Annotated in this window: 20 protein-coding genes; 1 reads left to right on the top strand and 19 read right to left on the bottom strand. The window is 61.8% G+C overall.

From position 1 onward, the window contains the following. Positions 1-7: 7 nt before the first annotated feature. From AB7Z56_RS12055 to AB7Z56_RS12070, 4 genes are all read right to left on the bottom strand, one after another. Positions 8-670: a hypothetical protein gene (locus AB7Z56_RS12055; protein WP_441256245.1), complete on the bottom strand. Its 663-nt coding sequence runs from the start codon at positions 668-670 to the stop codon at positions 8-10. Positions 671-847: 177 nt separating this feature from the next. Continuing rightward, positions 848-1,435 carry a hypothetical protein gene (locus AB7Z56_RS12060; protein ID WP_441256246.1) on the bottom strand — a complete coding sequence of 196 codons (588 nt, stop codon included), beginning with the start codon at positions 1,433-1,435 and terminating at the stop codon, positions 848-850. Positions 1,436-1,725: 290 nt separating this feature from the next. Next, the gene (locus AB7Z56_RS12065; RefSeq protein ID WP_441256247.1) at positions 1,726-2,091 is read right to left on the bottom strand and encodes a hypothetical protein; all 366 of its coding nucleotides are present in this window, start codon (positions 2,089-2,091) and stop codon (positions 1,726-1,728) included. A gap of 691 nt (positions 2,092-2,782) precedes the next feature. Continuing rightward, entirely contained in the window at positions 2,783-3,760 is a 978-nt protein-coding gene (locus AB7Z56_RS12070) for an ABC transporter substrate-binding protein (protein ID WP_441256248.1), read from the bottom strand. A gap of 332 nt (positions 3,761-4,092) precedes the next feature. Here AB7Z56_RS12070 and AB7Z56_RS12075 point away from each other — a divergent pair, with 332 nt between their 5' ends. After that, positions 4,093-4,374, top strand: a complete 282-nt coding sequence (locus AB7Z56_RS12075; RefSeq protein ID WP_441256249.1) for a hypothetical protein — start codon at positions 4,093-4,095, stop codon at positions 4,372-4,374. A 184-nt stretch (positions 4,375-4,558) separates the two neighbouring features. Here the strand turns inward: AB7Z56_RS12075 and AB7Z56_RS12080 are convergent, their stop codons facing one another. From AB7Z56_RS12080 to AB7Z56_RS12150, 15 genes are all read right to left on the bottom strand, one after another. Next, the gene (locus tag AB7Z56_RS12080; protein ID WP_441256250.1) at positions 4,559-4,870 is read right to left on the bottom strand and encodes a hypothetical protein; all 312 of its coding nucleotides are present in this window, start codon (positions 4,868-4,870) and stop codon (positions 4,559-4,561) included. Between the two features lie 2 nt (positions 4,871-4,872). After that, on the bottom strand, positions 4,873-5,370 hold the full coding sequence (locus AB7Z56_RS12085; protein ID WP_441256251.1) for a hypothetical protein: 498 nt from the start codon (positions 5,368-5,370) through the stop codon (positions 4,873-4,875). Between the two features lie 126 nt (positions 5,371-5,496). Beyond that, positions 5,497-5,964 (bottom strand): hypothetical protein, encoded by a 468-nt coding sequence (locus AB7Z56_RS12090; RefSeq protein WP_441256252.1) that lies wholly within the window; start codon positions 5,962-5,964, stop codon positions 5,497-5,499. Positions 5,965-6,191: 227 nt separating this feature from the next. Further along, positions 6,192-7,547 carry a phage/plasmid primase, P4 family gene (locus tag AB7Z56_RS12095; protein ID WP_441256825.1) on the bottom strand — a complete coding sequence of 452 codons (1,356 nt, stop codon included), beginning with the start codon at positions 7,545-7,547 and terminating at the stop codon, positions 6,192-6,194. Next, positions 7,540-8,421, bottom strand: coding sequence for a DUF7146 domain-containing protein (locus tag AB7Z56_RS12100; RefSeq protein WP_441256253.1), 882 nt, complete (start codon positions 8,419-8,421; stop codon positions 7,540-7,542). Before AB7Z56_RS12100 ends, AB7Z56_RS12095 begins: the two co-directional genes overlap by 8 nt. Further along, positions 8,418-9,104, bottom strand: a complete 687-nt coding sequence (locus AB7Z56_RS12105) for an MT-A70 family methyltransferase (protein ID WP_441256254.1) — start codon at positions 9,102-9,104, stop codon at positions 8,418-8,420. Before AB7Z56_RS12105 ends, AB7Z56_RS12100 begins: the two co-directional genes overlap by 4 nt. 59 nt (positions 9,105-9,163) lie before the next feature. Beyond that, the gene (locus tag AB7Z56_RS12110) at positions 9,164-9,409 is read right to left on the bottom strand and encodes a hypothetical protein (RefSeq protein ID WP_441256255.1); all 246 of its coding nucleotides are present in this window, start codon (positions 9,407-9,409) and stop codon (positions 9,164-9,166) included. Between the two features lie 88 nt (positions 9,410-9,497). Further along, positions 9,498-10,190, bottom strand: a complete 693-nt coding sequence (locus tag AB7Z56_RS12115) for a hypothetical protein (protein WP_441256256.1) — start codon at positions 10,188-10,190, stop codon at positions 9,498-9,500. Between the two features lie 5 nt (positions 10,191-10,195). Next, positions 10,196-11,446 (bottom strand): site-specific integrase, encoded by a 1,251-nt coding sequence (locus tag AB7Z56_RS12120; RefSeq protein ID WP_441256257.1) that lies wholly within the window; start codon positions 11,444-11,446, stop codon positions 10,196-10,198. Between the two features lie 483 nt (positions 11,447-11,929). Then, positions 11,930-13,162: a Zn-dependent hydrolase gene (locus tag AB7Z56_RS12125; RefSeq protein WP_063981931.1), complete on the bottom strand. Its 1,233-nt coding sequence runs from the start codon at positions 13,160-13,162 to the stop codon at positions 11,930-11,932. Further along, positions 13,155-13,940, bottom strand: a complete 786-nt coding sequence (locus AB7Z56_RS12130; RefSeq protein ID WP_063981932.1) for an ABC transporter ATP-binding protein — start codon at positions 13,938-13,940, stop codon at positions 13,155-13,157. The genes AB7Z56_RS12125 and AB7Z56_RS12130 overlap by 8 nt, the downstream gene beginning before the upstream one ends. Next, entirely contained in the window at positions 13,937-14,710 is a 774-nt protein-coding gene (locus AB7Z56_RS12135) for an ABC transporter permease (RefSeq protein ID WP_028156759.1), read from the bottom strand. The genes AB7Z56_RS12130 and AB7Z56_RS12135 overlap by 4 nt, the downstream gene beginning before the upstream one ends. A gap of 71 nt (positions 14,711-14,781) precedes the next feature. Then, the gene (locus AB7Z56_RS12140; protein WP_135216088.1) at positions 14,782-15,726 is read right to left on the bottom strand and encodes an ABC transporter substrate-binding protein; all 945 of its coding nucleotides are present in this window, start codon (positions 15,724-15,726) and stop codon (positions 14,782-14,784) included. Between the two features lie 105 nt (positions 15,727-15,831). Then, on the bottom strand, positions 15,832-16,560 hold the full coding sequence (gene hutC / locus AB7Z56_RS12145) for a histidine utilization repressor (RefSeq protein ID WP_014493578.1): 729 nt from the start codon (positions 16,558-16,560) through the stop codon (positions 15,832-15,834). Continuing rightward, on the bottom strand, positions 16,557-17,915 hold the full coding sequence (locus AB7Z56_RS12150; protein WP_354098245.1) for a formimidoylglutamate deiminase: 1,359 nt from the start codon (positions 17,913-17,915) through the stop codon (positions 16,557-16,559). Before AB7Z56_RS12150 ends, hutC begins: the two co-directional genes overlap by 4 nt. Between the last annotated feature and the right edge of the window lie 38 nt (positions 17,916-17,953).

A 17,953-nucleotide genomic window follows, 5' to 3' on the forward strand; every position in this document is an offset into this window, starting at 1 on the left:
CCTCCTTCTAGGTACGAACGAAGCCTTTGAAGGTAGGCTCAGCTTTCACGGCGCGGTACTTGAAGTGCGGTTCGGTGGGAGCCTGAGCCGGCGCCGGGACGTGCTGATCCTCGTCGCGCGGCAGGGTCGCAGGCGCAGTGCCGGCGATCACAGCGTCCGCGTGAGCACGAAGCAGTTTGGCAACTAACTCCAACGCGGCTGGCACTTCCGCCTGACAAGTTGCCATGAACTTGTCGAGGCCAAGAGCTTCATAGACGAGCGGGACGGCGCGCGTGGTGTGCTCGGACAGCCGAACCGCAGTCTCGTTGAACTCCGCACCGACCTCCGTCAGCTTGCCGATCAGGCGATCGATTTCCGCTGCGGTTTCCGCACGCATCTTCTTGTCGGCGGCCTCCTCCTTGGCGCGCTCAAGATTGGCAAGTCGCTGGTTCATCTCCGTCAAGGCGGTCTGGAGGGTCGCGACACGATCCTGCGCGGCTCGGAGCGAACCCTCCGCCGCATCAAGACCCGCATCGTCGCCGCTCAGGGCGCTGTCTTTGGCCGCAGTCGCATGCCGACCGATCGCCTGTTCGCATTCAGCCAGCTTTGCCGAGAGCCGGTCACGGTTGGCCGTTGCGGCGTCGATATCGCGCTGGATGGTCTTCTCGGGAGTAAGTTTGAAAATGCCCATTTGTTGTTGCCTGTCCTTTCGCGATCACGTTACGCGAAGGAAGGGCCGGGTTGCACGGGACGTTTTCCAACAAAATACAACGACCGCAATGTCCGCTATTCAGCCGAAGCAGACCGCCGACGAAGCGCTGCGAACGTCCGGATGGGCCACAACCGGACATCCACTCGCGTATTGTGTTCAGGGCGGCGGGAGTGCTTCCGCCTTCTCAAGCTTGTCATCGGGCACGGCTTTGTTGGACCGAACGAATACAATGCGGGAGATTGCTGATATTTCCGCGTCAGGTCTGCCATCTTGACCAATGAGGATAAGCCCGGCCCCGCCATTAGCTACATTTAGGATAACTGGCTCGCCGCTCCACGTCTTGATTGGCTCCATTCCGATGATGAGAAATTCACCCATGGGCTGGTCTAAATACTGAAGCCTCAGTTGCGGACCGACCTCTGCAACCGCAAGTTCAAAGCCGAACTGCTGAGCGCGCCCATAAATTGCAGCCAGGGTCACAGCATCGGTTTTGAAGCCGAGCTGGCCCGCCGATACAGCAACAAGCTCCACATCTGTTTTCGTAGAATCGACGACAAAGGCCGGTCGAGCGAGAATTTCCGCAGCCAGCCCTCCGACGCCGCAACCTTTTTTGTCCAACGCGTTACGAAGGGCGAGCGAGTCCGCAAAAGTCCCCAGCGTAAGTGTTTTCCACGTCGGCACATCGGCGGAGGATCTGACCAGCACTTGCGGCACACTGGTCGAGAGAGCTTTCTTGAGCTTCAACTGGCTCTGCAAGACATCTTGTGCGGTGCATTGAGCCCTAGCTTCACTCGCGAGTTGGAATATGCACACCGCGTAGAGCATCGCGACAATAAAACCGCGGCTACGATGCCCACCTATCGAACAATCAGGTCGTACGCGGCAATCGACTCGAAACATTACCATAACAACCTCTCTTGTGCGAGGCGCGTATCGATGATCAGAAACTGCTTCAGTATCAGTCCGCCAGGCAGCATCGGCCAACAAAGACTACTAAGTGTAGGACAGGCTTTCGTTCGAAAACGCCATGTCGGTCACATCATGGCTCCGGGGATGAAACAACGGATGTCGATCCGCAGCGCCTTGCCGACCGTCCAAGAGTAGAAGGGCCAGACCATCGTGCGACCGGCGCGGTTCGGTTTCTTGATCACGGCCTCGTCCGGCACGTCCCACCATTGGCTCTTGATGCGCACGCGGTAGTGGTCGTCCTTCACCTCCCAGTCGGCGTCGGATAGCGCGGTGCCGTCGGCATTGGAACAGCATGGCCCCTTGTCACTCTTGAGGCTCTCGAACCAGCTATCGAGTTCGGGGCGGCTATGATCGTGCGCGTGCGCCGCGAAGTGCCAGACCACCAGAATGATCACCACCCTGATGGTGGCCATCAGAAATATCTTCGTCACTGCAATCTCCTTAAGCAAGCAAGAGATTTGCGCCGCGACTTCTATAATAAGTTTATTCAAACCGCCGGAGTCACTGTATGAACCGCTTCACATGAAGCGCCAACTCCAGACTGGCCCGGTGGCTTCTAGAGTCCTCGGCTGTTGCTATGTCTGCGATGCGGGCACTAAGGTTCAACGACCGCGTCGAAAGCGACAGGTTTACAGTCCTTTCGAAATCGGTCTGATCCTCGTGCGGCAGGATTGGAAGGCACGACAATGGCTGTCTCCGGGTCGCTGCCACCTACCGATTAGCCCTGGAAGCCACATGCGGATACAATGTGAACGCGTTCACATAGCGCATCGGCCAGGGGCGCTAAATTGAGTATATGAGTGTAGGCGACCCTTCCCGCGGAGTGCTCAATGAGCAACGAACGTTGGCCGTACTTCGCTGGCATCGCATCGATCATCTTAGCTATATTCGTTGCGTACTCCGTTGAGAGCAAATGCCAAAGAGAGCTTGCATTTCAGCGTTCGTTTCCATCCGATTTGTCCGAGCTAATCGTAGGAACTGAGCCGATCAAGTATTGGTTCAGCAATTAAAGCATGCCGTGTGGGCGCCTACTTCCGCTCGGTCAAAATGCGAAGAACTCAACCTGAGCAAATCAAGTCCGCAATGCCCCACGGAGCGGACCACAGTCGCAGTTTTTGGAAGCTATTCGATCACCTCATCGGCGCGAAGGAGCAATAAGGTCGGCACGCTGAGACCGAGTGCCTTGGCAGTTTTCATGTTGATCACGAAGTCGAATTTGACCGGCTGCTCTACCGGCAGATCGGACGGCTTGGCGCCTTTGAGGATCTTATCGACGTAGCTTCCTGCACGGCGGAACAGATCGGCTATATCGGGGCCGTAGACGATCAATCCATCACTAGCGAATTGTCGGGAGAAATGAATCGCAGGCAGATGATGTTTCGCCGCGAGCGCGACAACTCGGGGGGCCTCGACAACAGTGAGAGTTTCGCCAAAAACAATGATTGCATCGGCGCGCTGGGCTGCGGCCGAGGCAAAGGCTACATCAAGTTCCTCAGCCGTGGTCGCTTGAACTATCGGCAGAGCCACGCCGAGGTTGCGCGCCGTACTTGGTACCTCATCGGCTAACAACAGCCTGTGCATTGGGTTGCCGGGATTGACCAAGATCGCAATTTGCGAGGCACCGGGTACCAGTTCCCGCAGGATTTCTATTCGTTTTGCGACGAAACTTCCTGGCACGTAGGTCGCAAGCCCCGTTATGTTGCCGCCCGGACGCGCTAGGCTTTGTACAAGGCCGAGTCCCACGGGATCGGCCACAGCTACGAACACAATGGGAATGGTCGTGGTCGCCGATTTCAGGGCTTCGGTTGCCTGTGGTGCCGCGACGACGAGCACATCCGGACGGAGAGCAATCAGATCGGCAATTGAACCTCGCAGTCGGTCCGGAGGTTGGGAAAAACGATAGTCAATAGTTAGGTTTCTTCCGTCTATCCAGCCATTGTTTCGCAAACCATCGAACAACGCCCGCTCGGCTTGATTGAGCGCCTGCCCGCCTCCGTCACCTACGGCGAGAAAGCCAAGTCGATGGCGTCTGCCCTGCGCGCGCAAACGCCCTGACCAAGCGAGAAACGCCACAGCGGCTATAAACTCCCGCCGCTTCATTCGACCGTCATCGCAACTTGAGGAGGACGCAATGCAGAATATCAGATTTCAAGGGTCGTGGTACTCGGTGAGGTGCAATGTTGCGTCGCAAAGCGGCGGGAGGCCGCATGCCCGCAATGGGTCAGCATCGGCTGCACGGCTCAATCCCGCAGTCGTCTGCTCCATCCTCAATAGCCCACCTCGTTGGACGCGGTCGGGCGTCGCGCATACCCTGCACGCTGGAGCCGGGCACTGCCTATCCGGAACCTTACGGAAGTTCTTAAGTTCAATAGAGGCCGCGCCGGAAGCGTTCGCTGCGGTGTAAATGAGCCCAATTTTCAAGGAACACCTCTGTGCATCGATCGATCGCAATCGCTTTTGGGCTGACCCTGTCTTGCGTCGCCGCCACCGCGTTGGCCGAGCAATGCGACGACAAGCTCCAGCAGGATAAATCTCAGCAGAACTCAGCCGACGAGGCTCAAGTGAGGGGCGATCTCAAGGCTGGTTCGCAATGCGCCACTCCAGGCGATAAGGAGGAGTCCGCAAAGAAGAACGAGGAAAGAGCCGCAAGGCTCAAGAGCGAAGGGAAGGTGGAAGACCACACCACCACCGGTCAGGCACCTACCAAGGAATAGAGCCAACCGCGTTGCCGCATCTTCGGGTGACCAGAGCGGCGCCCGAAACCTCTAGCGCCACGTCGTCGGTGATCCCGCGTCAGGGTCGGCTTGACCGCGCGGCTCAGAGTGACCGCTCAAATTTCGCGGTTGACGGGCGCCGCCGATCCAATGCCCCGTTCGGGGCAAAAAATGGCGATCGCCCTTAGCGGGCTCGCAATCTTCCCTGAAGCCGACCAAAGAGCCGCGCCTGTCGTGCCTTCAGGCTGGTCAAGTTGACCATCCAACGCTTGCCCTCGCGATGGGCCTCGATCAAACCGCGCGCGCCCCACACCCTCGCCGTTTCGTAGTTCACCCCACAGACCGATGCAGCACGCTTGAGGGGCATCCATTGTGCCGCCGGCTGCTCAAGTTCCGTCACCCGAGCCTGCAGCACTGCGATCGTGTGCATCAAGGCAGCGACAACATCTCCCTCATCGTCAGCGTTCTCGCCCAATTCTCGCGTATCGGCATCCATGATCAGGCGCCTCCATTCGAACACGCAGGGCCGCCGGCAATGGCATCAAGAACCCCCCAGCACTCCTCGTACGTCCACTCACACGGGCCTTCGAAGCGCCGCATCGCAACCCGGAAGTGCTGGTCGCAGCGGAGGGATGCACGAAGATCGTCTTCGCGATTCCCGCGAGCCTCGGAACGCATGGCGCCGTCCAGCTCGACCAGGACCATCATAAGCCGACCAGCTTCCTGGCGGCGAATCTTCAGATCAGTGATCGAGTGGAGAGCTGCGCAGCCCTCGTCGAATTCGCTAAAAGCAGCATCCAAGCGGCTTTGATCGACTGCCCGGGGCGCGCTATTGCGGCCGAGATGCCGATCGACTGCGTCAACAATCGTCTTCATCCGCCAACGTGGCTGCTTCTTCTCGTATCCATCCGGCGCCACCTGTCGCAAAGCGCGCCGGACGGTCTGCCGGTCCAACTCCAGCATGTCGGCGGCGCCGAATGCGGAAACTAGTTTCACGTGAAGTTCCTTTCGTTGTTGTTGTCGGTCTTGAATTGTCCAGCACTGGTCATGCCGAGCGCGGGGGCGCTACCCGCAGTCTGCCCCGGTCCGGAAAGGACCCGAACCGAGGCAGCCAGGGCGTGGTTAGTAGCCTCTCATGAGCCGGTCCGATTCAATTCGATGAGGCAAGGTGTGCAACAAGCTCTCCATCCCGCTCGACGCGACCTTCGATGCGGCGCGCTTCACTTTGTGGATGGTGATGGATTCCGGGACCGCCAGTCGATAGATGCCGCCGTCGGAAAAGAAGAAGCCGAGGTAGACCATCATCGCAAATGCCGTGCTGAACGCCCCGGTCGCATCGAAATCGACCACCAGGAAGCGATCCTTTTCATAGGAGGAGAACGGCGCGGCGCTCAGAACCTCAAGTGCAGCGTGTTGGAACGGATCAAACCACCGAGACAGCGTGGAAGCCGAAGTCCGGAAAACACGATCGTGCAGTGTTTCGGACCAGAGAGTCTGCGCTTGTGCCACCTTCAGAAGCCATGAGCCGACGAAGTCGCAATCGTACACGCCTGGCATTTCGATCAAGATTTGTGAATCGGTAGTTCGCATTTCAATCCTCACTGTGATTGGGACCGGTGTGAATCCGCGGTGATGCGTCCCTTCATCGCCGTGGGCGCGGGAGAATTCCGCGCGATTGGCTTATCCATCAGAGGTGACGAGACCTGACGCCGCTGACGGCGCTGACGCCTTTTTCTGTTTGACGCCCCACGCGCGCGCGTAAGCGACTAAACCGGAAAATGCGTCAGCGCCGTCAGTGCCGTCAGCCATCCATCCCTTCATGGATAGCCCCCGTCGAACGACGTATTCGGCTTCAGGCTGATGCCAAAGAACTCCCGAGCCTTCTCGCTGCGGTAAAACTTGAACCCAATCGCAGTCAGGTTGTCCTTGAAGGTCGAGCTAGTGCCGGGATTGTGTCCCGCCGCCTTGGCGTAGTTCGACCACGACTTGAACAAGAGGCTGCTGGCTTCCGACATATGCATATTGCCGGGTTCGCAGATGCACTCCTCTTCCAGCCAGTGCTGGAACAGGTCCTGATCGCTGAAATACTCCGCCGTTGCGTCCATCACGCATTTCGGACGGATCAACCCGTTCTGCTGCCAGTCGAGACAGCCGTCGATCATCCACTGCAGGATTCCCGGCGCTTCCTGCATGAGCTTCTGCTCAAGGTCCCGATCCGGCGTGGCCGGCTTAAGGATGAACGGAACGATGTTGAATCGGCGTTTGGCCGCGTCATCAACGTTATTGAGGACAGGTTTGTGGTTGCCGATCACGATCAGCTTGAAGGTCGGCACGTAGGTGAAGAAGTCGCGCCGCATGAAGCGCGCGGAGATCGGATCGCCGCCGGTCAGCGCCTTGATGCGTGCTTCGGCCCATGCGCGGCCCTCTTCGGTCTCGCTCGCGGTGACGAGCCGCGCGCCAGCCAGCATCGCAAGTTCGGTCGGATGCTTGTCACTCTTCGAGGCAGTGAACGTTTCCATCGCTGACGTGACGGAGTAATTCTTCAGAATCGTGGTGACCGTATTCAGGAAGACCGACTTGCCGTTGCCGCCGGGGCCGTAGACGAAGACAAGCGCGTGCTCGCGCGTGATGCCGGTCAGGCAGTACCCGCACCACTGCTGCAAAAACCGGATCAATTCACCATCGTCTCCGGTCGTCTCGACCAGGAAACGAAGCCAACGCGGGCAACCGCTACCGTCGGGGGCCACCGAGGTGACCTTGGTGATGCCGTCCTCGCGCGAGGCGGGGCGCAGCACCCCGGTCCGCAGATCAACGGTGCCGCCCGGGGTGCCCAGCAGCCAGGGGTCGCGATCCCAGAATTCCATGGTGACAGCGACGTTCGGGTCGCACTTCGCGAACCGTTCGACGCCGCCAGCAAAGCTGGTGGCTTCAATCTTATAGCGCTTGCGGTCCTCCTCGTTCCCGGCCAGCTGCCGGGCCAGCTCGCGTGCCGCGTGGAACGCAAGGTTGGTGTTATTGATCTCCCAATAGAATCCGTTCCAACGGAACCACTTGCCGTGAGAATGACAGTGGCGGAGCTTGTCACCATGCAGCTCGACGAACTGCTGGGCGGCGCTGTCCTCGGTCACAATGTCGTTGGGCATCATCCGATGCACGGCAAAGGGCTTATTCATCGCCACGTGCCTTCCAGCAGTCGTTGAAGTCGTTGCCGACCTTGGGTTCGACGATGTTGACCGGGCGCCGCACCGCCAGATAGCGACGCGCGCAGGTCTTGACGTCCCGGCGGCTGGTCGGGTCGTTCTCCTGCAGAATCGTCAACTCGGGCAGAGTCTGCAGCACCGGAAACGCGCGCACCGCACCGCTCGACCCCAATGCCCACGCCGGGGCGAAGCCCGCAGCACGTGCCGCCAGCACCGTCTCGACGCCTTCACCGATCGTGAGTGCCGAGGAGGACGCGGCGTCCAGCTTGATGGCCGCGTCCTTGGCGATCCCAAGCATCTTCCGGTCGATCTTCTCGCCGGAGTATCGGTTCAGGAAGGTGCGGTGAATGCCGGTCGGTTCGTCGGTCTCGATGTTGCGCAGCAGGCACACCATCGCCGGCAGATATTTGCCGCTCTCATAGCGAAGACCGGCGTGAAAGCGAATGGCCGCGTAGGCGACGCTCTCAGGCAAGTCCAGGCCGCGATATTCGCGCAGGTAACGCTCAGCGAGCGTTCCGCGCGGATCGATGCAGTCCGCCCAGAGTTTCAGGGCGAACTTCTTGCGGCGTTCCTGGTCGTCGCCGGTCATGTCCGGCGCCGGGGCGTTTTCGGACTGCCAATCGTTGCCCAGGCCGAGTTTGCTCCGCACGTACTCGCGACAGTCCTTCCAATCGTCGTTGGCGAAGCTATGGACCAGGAAGCCGTTTGGCGTGATGCGGACGGCCAGTGAGCGGTCCTTGGGGGAGTGCCCGGGACCAGGGACGTTGCAGGAATCGCGGCCAGTCAGATCGCCGCCCATGACGGAAGCGATCTGGCGAGCGCTGAACGGGAACCGGAGGGCGCTCATGACACCGCTCCGAGCGGCTCGCGGTCACCAATAAACAATGCTTTCTCGGAGGCGCTGCGAGTCGGAGGAAACTTCTCGACTTCATCGCCCCAAGCATCCCAGCCTTCGCGCTTTTCACGCGCGAACACGTCGGCACGGCGCAAGCCCGGCGTCTTCGTCGTGATCAGCTCGTAGAACTCGTCAGGCTTACGGCTATGCTCGCGAGCAAGTCCGTCGAAGCAAGACGGCAGGGTAATCTTGGACGGCTTACCGACAGTGCCCAGCAGGATGGGCTCGTGCATGCTACGCGCCCAGTATCCGCAGCCCATGCGCACCTTGCCGTTGCGCGTGACCTTGCGCCAAGCAAGCTCGGTCTTGAACGTGACGCCCCACGCCTCCATGACCGCGACCGCCTGAGCAAGCATGGCGCCCGTGGTCCAGAGCAGGACAACGGCGTTGGCTTTCAACAAGCCGCGGACGGGCAACGCTCCGATTTCGGCGAGCGTCATGAGGCGATAATGCTGCGATGCCGACTTGCCTTCTCCGGCAGGGCTCCAGGTCTTGAACGGCCACGGGGGATCGATGACGATCAGATCGTAGCTGTACGCCACGAGCGGATCGAAGAAGGAAGCGGCGGTTTCCGGCTTAGGAAACTCGTCGCCAGCTTGCGCGCAAACGCGCGCGCTGCTATCAAAAGCACGCATTTAGAATCCATAAATTGTTGATGAGGGGGCGGCTGTTGCGGGCCGCCTTTTCTGTTCGGCTACGCCGCAGTCTGCTTCGTCGCCTTCTCGCGCGCACGACGCCACGCCGCGGCAGCCTCGCGCGAGATCAGCACGCGGGTGCCGAGGTTAAACGTCACGGGCATAAGACCCTGCGGTTTCAACTTGTAGAAGAGCTGAACGCTGATGCGGTGACGCTTACAGAACTCCTCGATGCTGTAGGCGTCGGCGTCATCTGCCGGATGCCGGTGGGTCGGCTTACAGCCGGTAACTTCGGGGCGCGCCATGAATTGTTCTCCATGTCCATTTGGCTACACGGAGCACAGGCTAATTCTTTAGGTCGAGCCGAGTAAGAATGGTCGTTTGTCGCCAGAATTACTTCTGCCGAGCTGGCTTCAGTCCCCAGACTCGTTTCAGCCGGCTGCTATCGGACTGCGGGAAAAAGTTCGTGCCGAACAGCTTATCGATCTCATGACTCAACAAGAGAATCCTGGCGCTACGGTCGCTGTTCAGAAATGCGCGACCGCCCCTGTATCCAGTAAGGGCGCTATACGCCGACTGGACCGTCGCAATCACATCATCGATTGCTTGGTCTGGCTTGCGCTTCTTTTTGTCACCTGTCGCGATCTTCCCAAGCTCAAGCGCCACCTCCAGCGCCGGTAGCACCGCCTCGGGCTTCGGAATAACAGTGGTGAAGCCTGGGGCAGAGAAGCCGAGCAGTTTTGTTTGATCCAATGACCGGCTCTCGCCTTTCAGCAAAAAGGGTCTACAGGCGCGCCGAACAGCAGGCGGCCTTGCAGCCCATTCCCGAATCCAATCCTCCTTGCTGATTTTTCCGCGAATGGCCCTCCGTGCCAGACTAGCCAGATCGCGAAACTCTTTGGCGGGACCCACGGATTTGGCGTATTTCGGTCGGGCGTAGTAGTCGGACTCATCTCTTCCGATATTGTGACCTCGGGAAGTAGCGATGACGGCCGCATGGATATGGACGGCGTGTTTCTTAGCCACGGCGCGATTCCCGAGCTGAGACAGGACCTCGACAAGCCGCTCGTGAACTGATTCGGCCATGGCAATCAGCTCGCCAACGCCACGACATTGTCGCCGGTCGGCGGCACGGACTGCAGCAGCGCAGCTCGGGCGTGTTCATCGCCGTACTCGGCAATGTGCTTCGAGTAGTGCTTTTCGATCATCGCGACGCTTGTATTATGCAGGCTCGCGACCAATCGAACCGGAACATTCTGCAACAGCATCCGGACGATAGAACTGTGTCTCAAGCAGTACATAGTCACCACGGCAGGATCGTACCCAATGGCGGTCACGACCTTGTCCACTTGGCGATGATAGTTTTGCCCCGGATTCTTGTCCCAGGGGCGTCCGTCGCTTTGCATGAGCAATGGCGCATCATCGGCACGGCTCTTTGCCGCGGCCTTTAGTTCGGCTGCCAGTTGCACGGTGATCGGCACCGAATAGCGTTCGACCTTCTTCTGCGCACGGTTGCGGCCGCCGCCCTTGGCGGACTTCGGCATCATCAGCTTCGGGCGCATCGGATGATCGTGCAGGTCCTCGACACGCAGCCGGACGACCTGTGATGGCCGCGCGCCGGTGACGGCGAGCACATCGCTGAGCAACCCCAACTTGGCATCAAGAGCATAGGCCGTTGCGACAAATTCACGGACCTTGTCGTCGGAGATGATCACGTTGCGCGCCTCCTGCGCGTCCGGCAGTCCGGCGAGACCGATTTCCCATGCGTCGCGGTTCTTGACGCGCTGGTCGTGCTGCGCCGCCAGCGCCAAGGCCGCACACACGCACCGGCAGAGCCGGTTGATCGTGGCGGGTGCCATCTTGCCCAACAAGCTGTCCCGCCAATTCTTCAGCTCGGTCGCCGTGAGCAGCGCCGCGGGCTTCGACAAAAGCAGGCTGGTGAGGTGCAGGCGCGGATGCTCGGCGTTGTAAGGATTCGCGTTCCGCGCGATCAGGTCGCGCCTGTAGTCCTTCAGGGCGATGTCCACGGTGATTGGTGCGCTGTCAGTACTGCCGTTATCGCTGCGCGCGAGCTTCTTGGCGACATCCTGTGCTTCGAAGAACGTCAGGACGGTCTTGCCGTTGCTCTCGTCGAAATCGTCGGCCAGAGCGACGGCTTTGGTCCAGTATTTTCCGTGACCGTCCGAAGCCTTCAGGACCCAGCTTCCGGAAGTCTGGTTACGCCGGTACAGCAGGGCCACGCCGCGCGCGAGCGAGGGTCCGCTGTAGGGCTTACGGCGAACGGCGAGCTTCAATCGAGCGGTGCGCGTCTCAAGGCTGGAATGACGGACCCTGCGTGCCACGTGTTGTGTCCCCGGTTTTGTCCCAATGGTGTGTGGGAATGCCAATAAATCGATATGGCATCGTACAGGGACTACTCTCAACCAATCAATGGCTTATAAATTCCACGCGCCTCTCTGCAATTCCATATGCATCTTTGTTTTCCCCTGCGCAGGGAAGGCCGAGTGATTGGCACCACCTGTATGCTGCTGTGCGGTTTCCTTGCGCTACCTTTCGCGCAGCGGACCGCGGGTGCGAGGTCAGCACCCGGCCTTCCCTGCGCCCTCTTGGCTTCGAGGGTGGAGAGATCAAGCAAAGCTCGGGCGAGATGCGCCGCGAGAGCGCGAAGGTGTGTCTGCAACACGCGCTGTCATCGCCCGCGAAGGCGGACGACCCCAGCATTCCAGAGGCGGGTGTGGTTGAACGCTGCGCTTCGGCTATGCCGTGCCGATCACGAAGGGCAAGTACGACATCGTCCAGGAGTTCAGATGCGGCGGCACGTCGTTCTAACCACCGAGGAGCCGCCGGCAGGCGTCGACGAAGACCTGCGCGCCCGTGACGATGTCGGCGTCGGCGGTGTTCTCGGTCCAGTGGTGGCTGATGCCGCCGATCGACGGCACGAACAGCATGCCTGCGGGCATGACGGTCGCAAGCAACTGCGCGTCGTGGCCGGCGCCGCTGGGCATGCGGACGGACCGTCCACCGGCCAGGGCCTTGCTCGCGGCCTCGATTGCGTCCTGAATGCCGGGATTCATCATGGCGGGAGCACCGGTGCGCAGCTTCTCCACGGTGACGGCGCAAGGGCCCTTCGCGCTGGCCTCGTCAGCCATGGTCCGCAGCAATTGCTCCAGCCGCGAGATCACAGCCGGATCGTCGTCGCGGATCTGGAACAGCAATTCGGCCTTGCCCGGAATGATGCTCGGCGCGCCGGGATCGAGCGTCATGCGGCCGGTGGTCCAGACCGTGCGCGGGCCACAGGCGCCCGGGAACCGCTCGTCGATCGCGACGCAGAACTTGGCCAGCGCGAGGCCGGCGTCTTTCCGCGCCGCCATGCGGGTGGTGCCGGCATGGTTCTGCTCGCCGACGAAATTGATCTGGTACTGCCAGATGCCGACGATGGAGGTCACCACGCCGATCGAAAGCTTGCCGCTTTCGAGCGTGTCGCCCTGCTCGATATGCGCCTCCAGATATCCGACGTGGCGTCCCGGCTCGGCAGCGACGCGTGCGCGGCCCGAGAGCCCCATGTCGGCGAGTGCGTCGCGCATGGTGCGGCCGCTGGTGCGGTCGCGGGCGGCATCGATGTCGGCCTCGGTCACCTGTCCGACATAGGAGCGGGAGCCGAGGAAATGCCCAAAGTGTCCTTCCTCGTCGCACCAGGCGGCAACTTCGACCGCACCCTTCACGGACGGGTCGGCATTGAGCACGCGGGCCGCTTCGAGCGCATAGACGACGCCGAGAGGGCCATCGAGCCAGCCGGCGTAGTTCTGGCTCTCCAGGTGCGAGCCCGCCAGCAGCTTCGGCCCCTGCTTCGCGCTGCTGCCGAACACATTGCCGATGCCGTCGATCGCGGCGGTAAGGCCGGCGTCGGGCAGCTTCTGCACCAGCCAGTCGAGCGACTTCTTGTGCGGCTCGGAGAAGGTCGGCTTGTGCACGCCGGTCTTGTAGACGCCGATGGCACGGAGCGCATTGAGATCGGCGAGAACGCGTTGCCCATCGGCACGCGGCTTGGTGTCAGGCATGTTCGGCAACCTTCAGCGCCTCGGTGCGGATCTCCTCGACCAGCCGTTCCTTCAGCTGGACGAATTCGGGCGTGGTCTTGATCTTGTAGGAGCGCGGATGCGGCAGGTCCACATTGATCTCGGCCTTGATGCGGCCGGGGCGCGCGCTCATCACGATGACGCGGCTGCCGAGGAAGATGGCTTCCTCGATGTCGTGGGTGACGAACAGCACGGTCTTCTGGTCGCGCTCCCAGATCCCGAGCAGCATTTCCTGCATCAAGGCGCGGGTCTGGTTGTCGAGCGCGCCGAAGGGCTCGTCGAGCAGCAGGATCTTTGGATCGTTGGCGAGCGCGCGGGCGATCGCGGTGCGCTGCTGCATGCCGCCGGAGAGCTGCTTCGGCCAGTGGTTCTCGAAGCCGGACAGCCCGACCTGGCGGATGAAGGCATCGGCGATCTTGTTGCGCTCCGCCTCGGGCACGCCGCGCTCGCGCAGGCCGAAGGCGATGTTCTCGCGCACGCTCAGCCAGGGAAACAGCGTGTAGGACTGGAACACCATGCCGCGATCGGCGCCGGGGCCGGTCACCTCGCGCCCGTCGAGCGTGACGCGCCCGCTGGTCGGCCGGTCGAGACCGGCGACGATGCGAAGCAGCGTGGACTTGCCGCAGCCGGAGGGGCCGAGGATGGTGACGAAGTCGTTGTTGCCGATCGTGAGGTCAGTCGGCTCCAGCGCCCTGGTCGGCGCATTGCCGTGGCGCGCGGGGAAGGTTCGGGAGACCTGTTCGATCTTCAGCGTGGTCATGCGAGCCTCCACGGAAACAGCCAGGCGTTGAACGCCTTGAACATGAAGTCCGAGAGGAGACCGATCAGTCCGATCACGATGATGCCGAAGATGATCTGGCCGGTGTTGAGCAGCGCCTGGCTGTCGGTGATCATGTGGCCGATGCCCGAGGACGAACCGATCAGCTCGGCGACGATGACGTAGGTCCAGGCCCAGCCCAGCACCAGCCGCAGGATTTCCGCGATCTCGGGCGCGGAGGAGGGCAGCAGCACGCGCCGGATGATGCCGCGGTCGCTGGCCCCCAGCGTATAGGCCGCCTCGACCAGATCGCGCCGCGTGGTGCCCACGGTTACGGCGATCATCAGGATGATCTGGAACACCGAGCCGATGAAGATGACGAGCAGCTTTTGCAATTCGCCGATGCCGGCCCACAGGATCAACAGCGGGATAAAGGCCGAGGCAGGCAAATAGCGAGCAAAGGAGACGAACGGTTCGAGGAACGCTTCAACCGGCTTGTAGGCGCCCATCAGCACGCCGAGCGGAACCGCGATGATCGCAGCGAGCGCGAAGCCGCCGACGACGCGCCAGATCGTCATGCCGATGTCGAACAGGAAGCCTTGCTTGGCGAGCAGGTCATAGCCTTCCTGCATCATGGTCAGCGGGTTGGCGAGAAAGGTCTTCGACACATGGCCGCCGAGCGTTGCCCACGACCAGAGGGCGACGAACAGCACGAAGAACGCGAGGCCGTAAGCCACGCGCTGCTTCGATGTCACGGGATCCAGGGGACGCATCAACGATCTATCCGGGCGGTGAACGAGTTTCCGGCCCCGCCGCGAGACGGGGCCGGCAGCTCCTCAAGGGTTTACTTGATGTAGCTCGCGTCGAAGAGGTCCTCGACCTTCGGCGCGGCCTTGATGATGCCGATCTCGAGCAGGAGGTCGGCGGCGTCCTTGTTGAAGGTCAGGAAATCGCCGGCAAAGAACTTCTGGTTCGCGGCCTTGTCCTGCCAGCGCAGATATTTTGCCGAATTGCCGAACGCCTCGCCGGTCTGCTTCACGTCGGCACCCATGATCTCATAGGCCTTGGCCTGGTCCTTGGCGATCATGTCGAGCGCCTCGAAATAGCTGTCGGCGAGCGCCTTGGCAGCCTTCGGGTTCTCGGTGAGGAACTTCGGCGTGCAGCCAAAGGTGTCCATGACCATCGGATAGTCGAGCGTGGTCGCGATGATCTTGCCCTTGTCGGGCGCGGCCCGAACCGTCGACAGATACGGCTCGTAGGTCATTGCGGCGTCGTTCTGGCCGGCGACGAAGGCCTGCGCGGCCGCAGCCGGCTCGAGGTTCACGACGGTGACGTCCTTCACCGAGAGCCCGTTCTTCTTCAGCATCCAGGCCAGCGCGAAATAGGGCGAGGTGCCGGGCGCGGAAGCCGCGACGGTCTTGCCCTTGAGGTCCTTGATCGATGCGAGATCGTTGCGCACGGCCATGCCGTCGGCGCCGTAGCTCTTGTCGAGCTGGAAGATCTGCTTGGTCGCAACGCCATTGGCGTTCCACGAGATCCAGGTCTCGACGGTCGTGGCCGCGCACTGGACGTCGCCGGAGGCGATCGCGAGGTGGCGGTCCTTCTGCGGGATCTTCTTGATCGTCACGTCAAGACCATTTTTCTTGAAGATCCCAGCCTCCTTCGCCAGCGTGAGCGGCGCGAAGCCGGTCCATCCGGAGATGCCAATGCCGACCTTGACGTCGTCGGCGAGCACGGGAGTGGTGGCCGCGAGGGCAATGATTGTCGCAAAAATTGTCGAACTACGCATGATTGTCGTCCTCTTGCCGATCGATGGATTGACGTCCCTGTTGATCATTCGGTCCTGATGGACCGTTGCCCGAAGCGTTGCACGATTTGTGCCGACATCGTTCTCTCAGCCTCCCTTGAATCGGGCGACAAGGCGGTGAGAGTCACCGGGATAGAGCAGGCGCACTGCGGTGATGGTGCGCGCGCTGCGCCAGGTATAGCGGTCGATCACGAGGCAAGGCGCGCCGACGGCGATGTCGAGCGCCTCCGCCGTGCGATCGTCCGCAACGATGGCGCTGATCGTATGCTCGGCTTCCGTCCATGGGACATGATGAAGCAGCCACGAGCCGGGCGGCTCGCGCGAGAAATCCGCGGTCGCTGCATCCGGTACGGAGGACAGATCGATCAGTCGGTCCTCGACGGCAAACGGCACCTTGTCGGCGCTGTGCCGGCAGGTGATCGCAACCACTTTTCCGGCCTTCTTGACGCCAAGACGCTCGCGGTCGGCGGCGGTCGCCGCGCGCAGCTTGCGCCCGATCAGCTCGTAGCCGTAGCCGCGGCCAAGCGCGGTGATCTCGGCGCGAATGTCTGCGATTTTCAGCACCGCGGACAGATGCTGTGGCCGGCGTACGAAGGAGCCGGCGCGCCGCCGCCGTTCGATCAGATCTGCTTGCGCGAGCTCCGACAGCGCCTTGTTCACCGTCATGCGCGAGCAGCCGTAACGTGCGACCAATTCGTGCTCGAACGGGATACGATGCCCGGGCGGCCACTCGCCGGTCAGGATGCGCTTCTCGATATCGGCGCGGATGCGCTTGTAGAGCGTCGGCTGGTCGGCGGCATCGGTGGCCAGGCTCATGCGACGAGCCTCCGCACTGCCGCGTTGAAGCGTTCGCGCGCGGTCTGTCGCAGTCTGTGTCGTCCGCCTTCGACGACCTTGTGGCCGCCGGCCCAGACGCAATCGATCGCGCCGGTCCCTCCGGCAAAAATCCAACCGTCGATGGCGGCGTCGCGCAAACGTCCCGCGAGCGATGGATGTGCGGTGTCGAGCGTGACGATGTCGGCGCGTGCGCCGGGCCCGAGGCCAACCGTCGCTTGTGCCAGCGCGCGCGCACCGCCCGCGAGCGCATGATCGAACAGCGTACGTCCCGTCGAGCGGCCTGCACCGCCGGAGAGCACGTTGCGCTCGCGATGCTTGAGACGCTGGCCATATTCGAGCTGGCGCAGTTCGTCGGCTGCGCCGACCAGCACGTTGGAGTCGGTGCCCACACCGAACGCACCGCCGGCATCGACGAATTCGCGCGCCGGAAAGATGCCGTCGCCGAGACTGGCCTCGGTGATGGGGCAGAGACCCGCCACCGCGCCAGTCCTGGCGAATGCGGTCACTTCCGCATCCGTCGTGTGGGTCGCGTGGATGAGACACCAGCGTTGATCGACCGGCGCGTGCTCCAGCAGCCATTGCACCGGCCGTCGTCCCGACCAGGCCAGGCAATCGTCGACTTCCTTCACCTGCTCGGCGGCATGGATATGCACCGGCCCGCCATCCGCGAGCGGAATGATCGCCGCGAGTTCGTCCGGCGTCACCGCGCGCAGGCTGTGCGGCGCGATGCCGATATCGGCGTCCGGCAATCTGCTGATCGCCTTGCGCGATCCTGCCATCAGCGCGGCGAACTGATCGACCGAGCAGATGAAGCGGCGTTGTCCGGCATGCGGTGCGGCGCCGCCGAATGAGCCATGCGCATAAAAACTCGGCAGCAGCGTCAGCGCAATGCCGGAAGCTTCGGCGGCCTGTGCAATGCGGGCAGCCATTTCCGCGAGGTCGGCATAAGGAGAGCCGTCGCGATCGTGGTGGAGGTAGTGGAATTCGCCGACGCGGGTAAAGCCCTGTTCGAGCATCTCGACATACAACAGCGTCGCAACGGCGGCGACATCTTCCGGCGTCATCGCCAGCGCGAAGCGATACATCGTGTCGCGCCAGGTCCAGAACGTATCGGTTCTATCGCCGCGCAGCTCGGCCAGCCCCGCCATGCCGCGCTGGAATGCGTGGCTGTGCAGGCTCGCCAACCCCGGAAGCGCAATTCCATGACGCTCGTCGCCGGCGGCCGGCGCCACGCCCGGCGTCACCTCGGCGATCGCGCCGGCGGTGATCACCATCTGCACGTCATTGGCCCAGCCCGAAGGCAGGAGCGCGGAGGCGAAATGCAGTCGGGTCATGATTACACGCCGGCTGGACAGAACCGCCCCACGATTAT

It is taken from the genome of Bradyrhizobium sp. 482_C4_N1_8 (genome assembly GCF_052075965.1).
GTDB lineage: Bacteria > Pseudomonadota > Alphaproteobacteria > Rhizobiales > Xanthobacteraceae > Bradyrhizobium > Bradyrhizobium barranii.

Bases quoted from the DNA above. Each gene is read 5' to 3' on its own strand.
- AB7Z56_RS12055 (WP_441256245.1), bottom strand. From the start codon at position 670: ATGGGCATTTTCAAACTTACTCCCGAGAAGACCATCCAGCGCGATATC.
- AB7Z56_RS12070 (WP_441256248.1), bottom strand. From the start codon at position 3,760: ATGAAGCGGCGGGAGTTTATAGCCGCTGTGGCGTTTCTCGCTTGGTCA.
- AB7Z56_RS12080 (WP_441256250.1), bottom strand. From the start codon at position 4,870: ATGGATGCCGATACGCGAGAATTGGGCGAGAACGCTGACGATGAGGGA.
- AB7Z56_RS12090 (WP_441256252.1), bottom strand. From the start codon at position 5,964: ATGCGAACTACCGATTCACAAATCTTGATCGAAATGCCAGGCGTGTAC.
- AB7Z56_RS12095 (WP_441256825.1), bottom strand. From the start codon at position 7,547: ATGAATAAGCCCTTTGCCGTGCATCGGATGATGCCCAACGACATTGTG.
- AB7Z56_RS12100 (WP_441256253.1), bottom strand. From the start codon at position 8,421: ATGAGCGCCCTCCGGTTCCCGTTCAGCGCTCGCCAGATCGCTTCCGTC.
- AB7Z56_RS12105 (WP_441256254.1), bottom strand. From the start codon at position 9,104: ATGCGTGCTTTTGATAGCAGCGCGCGCGTTTGCGCGCAAGCTGGCGAC.
- AB7Z56_RS12110 (WP_441256255.1), bottom strand. From the start codon at position 9,409: ATGGCGCGCCCCGAAGTTACCGGCTGTAAGCCGACCCACCGGCATCCG.
- AB7Z56_RS12115 (WP_441256256.1), bottom strand. From the start codon at position 10,190: ATGGCCGAATCAGTTCACGAGCGGCTTGTCGAGGTCCTGTCTCAGCTC.
- AB7Z56_RS12125 (WP_063981931.1), bottom strand. From the start codon at position 13,162: ATGCCTGACACCAAGCCGCGTGCCGATGGGCAACGCGTTCTCGCCGAT.
- AB7Z56_RS12130 (WP_063981932.1), bottom strand. From the start codon at position 13,940: ATGACCACGCTGAAGATCGAACAGGTCTCCCGAACCTTCCCCGCGCGC.
- AB7Z56_RS12135 (WP_028156759.1), bottom strand. From the start codon at position 14,710: ATGCGTCCCCTGGATCCCGTGACATCGAAGCAGCGCGTGGCTTACGGC.
- AB7Z56_RS12140 (WP_135216088.1), bottom strand. From the start codon at position 15,726: ATGCGTAGTTCGACAATTTTTGCGACAATCATTGCCCTCGCGGCCACC.
- hutC (WP_014493578.1), bottom strand. From the start codon at position 16,560: ATGAGCCTGGCCACCGATGCCGCCGACCAGCCGACGCTCTACAAGCGC.
- AB7Z56_RS12150 (WP_354098245.1), bottom strand. From the start codon at position 17,915: ATGACCCGACTGCATTTCGCCTCCGCGCTCCTGCCTTCGGGCTGGGCC.